At 65.1% G+C, this 3,020-nt stretch carries 2 protein-coding genes; one reads left to right on the forward strand and one right to left on the reverse strand.

The features are described from left to right. Window positions 1-656: IclR family transcriptional regulator (locus tag QZT59_RS08030; protein ID WP_290813936.1), on the reverse strand; the 656-nt coding region annotated here is incomplete at its 3' end. A gap of 313 nt (window positions 657-969) precedes the next feature. On the opposite strand from QZT59_RS08030, the gene QZT59_RS08035 reads away from it, so the two are divergent. Then, window positions 970-3,020 (forward strand): methyl-accepting chemotaxis protein (locus QZT59_RS08035; protein WP_290813939.1); only part of this gene is annotated, 2,051 nt, incomplete at its 3' end.

Raw genomic sequence — 3,020 nt, forward strand, 5'->3', positions numbered from 1 at the left:
ATGGTTCCGTCCTGGTTTTTCACGGGTGCGCCGACTCCGACGAGCCCGTGGATCGATTCCTCCTCGTTGAGCGCGTAGCCCCGCCGTTCGATCTCTTCGAGGTTTTCGAACAGCTTCTCCTCGTCGGTGATCGTGTGCTCTGTGATCTCCGGCAAGCCCCGCCGCGCGATGATCTCCTCGACGCGCTCGCGCGGGAGGTGTGCCAGGATCGCCTTCCCAACCGCTGTGTGGTGGAGTTCGCTCCGGTAGCCGACGTGAATCGGCGTCTGGACCGCGTTCTCACCGTAGGCGACGTGCAGACAGACGCCGACCCCGTGCTCTTCGACCGTGAACAGCGCGAGCTCGCCGCTGTCCTCGGCCAGCTTGTCGACCTCCGAGCGAACGAGATCCAGCACCGGGATCTCCGACTGGACGGCGTGGGCGACGTCGAGGAACTTCAACCCGAGATGGTACGTGTCGTTCTCGTCTTTCACCACGTAGCCGTTCTCCTCTAAGGTCACGAGGTGGTTGTGAACGGTCCCCTTCGAGACGCCGACATCCCTGGCGAGTTCGGTGACGCCGGCCCCGTTTCGTTCCTTCAACGCGGAGATGATGTCGAGCGTGGACTGCACCGCGCGGATTCGTTTGCGGCCGTGGTCCGATGCGGCGTCGACCATACGGTGTGATGGGTGACCGTGCCACATAAGTGTTCAGGTCTGCTGAACGGCCGACCCCCTGATTCGAAACAATAACAGCGGAGACCGGTTGGAAATCCGGGATTCGAACTCGTCCACCGAAGCAGTGGTGATCATTCAAACCGGACGCCGGGTGGGATTTCCCCAAACGTAAACCGATGGATAAATACAGGAGTATAGATGACATTACGATAGTGTGATTGAGCAATACGAACGTGGCAGAACTCCCGGGGGAAGGACTTATGTTGGACTGAAATATGATAGGGCATAGGAAAAGTACGAGCACCGTCATACAATGAAACCGAACACACTTCTGCGTCGGTTGACCGGGATCGGATCGGGAGAGGAATCGGGCGACGCGGACGATTCCGGTGGGGCCGAGACCAGCGAGACGGACAGGACAGGGGCGAACGAAGGGGGCGGTCGGTCCGGGGGACGCCTGGACACGGTCCGTGACGGCTACCGCCGTGTCGCAGAGGCGCTGCTTCCGGACATCGTCGCGCGGCGGTACGCGCTCAAGTTCAACCTCTCGTTTCTCATCGTGATCCTCGTCATCGCCTCGGTCGGCGGCTACGGCTACGTCCAGGCCCAGGATTCGGTCGAGCGGAACGCCGAGGGCCAGCTCGAATCCGCGGCCGGGATGCAGGCGGACTCGCTCTCGGAGTGGGTCACCAGCATCAGCTCCCAGACGCGCGTGATGGCCGACGATCCGGCGCTGCGCGCGGACGACCCCGACGAGGCCGACGCATACCTCAGGGGGACCTACCGGGATCGATCCACGGACATCCGGTATCTCCACTACGTCGATCCCGAGGCGGAAACCGTCGTGGCGAGCACGAGCAGCGACATCGACGGCCAGTCGTTCGAAGACATCGACGAACCGTGGACCGAGGACGCGGTCTTCGAGGAGACGGTCGCCAACGATGCCGTCTGGATCAGCCCGACGGCCTACGAATCCGAACTCGAAGACGACGTGATCGCGGTCGTGACGCCCGTCCCGGGTGACGACGGCTACCTGGTCGGGATTGCGACCATCGAGGGCCGTATCGGCCAGCTCTACCACGCCGGGCCGAACCAGGCGACCATCATCCTGAACGCCGAGGGCGAGACCGTCTTCGAGGCCGAGGAAGCGACCGACCTCGACGACGACCGCCGCGCCCAGCTGGTCGACCCCGACCGGGAAGACCCCGTCGTCGTCGGCGAACAGAACATCTACGGCTCCGCAGCGGTCCAGGGCACCGACTGGGTGGCCGTCTCCATCGTCCCCCAGGAGCAAGCCTACGAGGTGCGGGACATCGTGGGCTCGAACGTCCTGCTGATCGTCCTCTCCGGCATCGTCTCGCTCGGGCTCGTCGGCTTCGTCCTCGGCCGGGGGACGATCCGACCGCTGGTCGCACTCCGCGAGAAGACCGAACGCATGGAGGCGGGCGACCTCGGGGTCGATCTCTCGACCGACCGGCGCGACGAGATCGGCCAGCTCTACCACGGCTTCGCGTCGATGCGGGATAGCCTCGAAGAACAGATCGAGGCGGTCCAGAGCGCCCGCCAGGAGGCCGAACGCGAGCGCGAGCGGGCCGAAGAGATGAACCGCCACCTCGTCCGGAAAGCCGACGAGTACAGCGAGGTGATGCGCGAATGCGCCGACGGGGATCTGACCCGGCGGATGGACCCCGAAAGCGAGAACGACGCCATGGCGGAGATCGCCGGCGAGTTCAACGAGATGATCGAGGAGATCGAGCACGCCGTCGCCTCGTTGAAATCGTTCGGCGACGAGGTGGCCGCCGCCTCCGAGGAGGTGACCGCCTCCGCCGAGGAGGTCCGGGCGTCCAGCAGCCAGGTTACCGAGTCGATCCAGTCGATCTCTGGTGGTGCCGACCGCCAGGACGAACAGCTCACCGACGTCCAGACCGAGGCCGAAGGGCTGTCGGCGACGACCGAGGAGATCGCCTCGCGGTCCAACGAGGTCGCCGCCATCGCCGAACGGACCGCCGAAACCGGCGAAGAGGCACGCACCGCCGCCGAGGCTGCCCTCGGTGAGATGGACGCCGTCGACGAGAAAGCCGACGATACGGTCGCCGCGATGGAGCAGCTCCAGGCCCAGATCGAGCAGATCGAGGAGATCACCGAGTTCATCACCGACGTCGCAGAGCAGACCAACATCCTGGCGCTGAACGCCAACATCGAGGCCGCCCGCGCCGGCGAGGCCGGCGAGGGCTTCGCCGTCGTCGCCGAGGAGGTCAAATCCCTCGCCGAGGACACCCGCCAGGCCGCCGCCGAAATCGAGGCGCTCGTCGGCGAGATCCAGCAACAGACCCACCGCACCGCAACGGAGGTCCACGCCACCTC

Source organism: Halovivax sp. (assembly GCA_007119345.1).
Classification (GTDB): domain Archaea; phylum Halobacteriota; class Halobacteria; order Halobacteriales; family Natrialbaceae; genus Halovivax.